At 38.6% G+C, this 1,462-nt stretch carries 1 protein-coding gene; it reads left to right on the top strand.

The features are described 5' to 3' along the window. The first annotated feature begins 395 nt into the window (after positions 1-395). Positions 396-935 carry a TetR/AcrR family transcriptional regulator gene (locus HI950_RS35345; RefSeq protein WP_187768227.1) on the top strand — a complete coding sequence of 180 codons (540 nt, stop codon included), beginning with the start codon at positions 396-398 and terminating at the stop codon, positions 933-935. Positions 936-1,462: the final 527 nt, after the last annotated feature.

Below are 1,462 nucleotides of genomic sequence, written 5' to 3'. Positions count from 1 at the left end.
CGATTCAAGAAGATACAGGTAAGGGACGGGGTCGCGAGATTCGAGATGCGGGATAATCGTGCGCAGTTTGACGGCGAAAATAAGTACAGTTGCCGCAGCGATTCCGAAGATGCCATCTAGCCGAGGAGGGCGGCGACGAAACTGCTGATCGTGCGTGAGAGCATGACGAGATCGCGCGGACCACTCGCCAGCTTCCCTCAGGCTCGGTGAGCTCGCTGGCCAACCTTTTGTGTATTGATTCCTTCTTTTTATTCCCCTTGTATGGATTAATCATCACATGTGTATTATTATATAAAAGACACAATTACTGCAATAACCAGATGAGCAACTTTTGAGTAATAAGCAACAAAAATAAAGATTTTGGGGTTTATTTATGGAAAAGTGAGGGATTACGTATGTCTAAAGTGGATCGACGTATATTAAAGTCACAAGAAGCGATTAAAAAAGCTGTTGTTGAATTGATGAGTGAAAAAGATTTTGATGATATTACGATGCAAGAAATTTCAGACAGAGCAAATGTTAACCGAAAAACGATCTATCTACATTACAACGATAAATACGACTTATTGAATAATCTCATTGAAGGACACATCAAAGAACTCCGAATAATTTGTTATCCAGAATCCTCTGATGAAACCCAAATAACCTGGTTTGAGTATTTTGAAATAAACTATAGCTTCTTTTCGGCTTTTCTGTCGGGTAAAGGAGCTCCGTACTTCCGCAGCAGATTCCTTGAATTTGTTATTGAAGATCTCCGCAATGGATGGGAATTGGTCGAAGGGAGAAGGAACGGATTAAATGAGGACATTATGCTGAATTTTTTTGCATCAGCATACGTAGGACTCGTGGAATGGTGGTTTACGAAAGGGATGCCATATCCCCCAAGCGTTATGAATAAACAAGCGGAGTTTATATTAGATATGAACTTGTCATAGTTTCAATCAAATGATCTATCGGGAAACGATAGTTGAACAAATATGGAGCAGTTTGCTACGGCAGCTGCTCAAATACATAGAGACGGTAACCGATCTAATTGGCTACCAATTCTGGAACAATGATAAAGAAATATTAATTCACTTAAAATACAGGAAGAAATCAATTGAAAAAGCCTCTAACTCGGAAAGAGCAAGTTCAATGGCTTATGAGCAAATTAGGCCGTGATTATGGGTGGCAGTTGGCCATGAAAACAGATCATGAAGTAGTGAGCGAATTTGAATCAGTATGAAAATCATCATTGATATAACATCAGTAAATGGACTCAATGATTATTTCGTAAAACAACTTAGAAGGAAGAAATTAAAATATTTTGTTTCAGTTGTACCTCATTCTGAAGCCAAAGACTGGGAATATTTGGATTTAAATCTAATTTATTTTAAGTTCGAAGCAGTTGAGTTTCTGGATTTAGCTTCTTATTCAGCGAACAACCCTCTTGTTTACTGAGACGATAGATTAAGCTAACGGG

This window comes from Paenibacillus sp. PL91 (assembly GCF_012935325.2).
Lineage (GTDB): Bacteria > Bacillota > Bacilli > Paenibacillales > Paenibacillaceae > Pristimantibacillus.
This window is presented reverse-complemented; position numbering and strand designations above follow the sequence as displayed.

Coding starts and splice junctions, on each gene's coding strand:
- HI950_RS35345 (WP_187768227.1), top strand. CDS start 396: ATGTCTAAAGTGGATCGACGTATATTAAAGTCACAAGAAGCGATTAAA.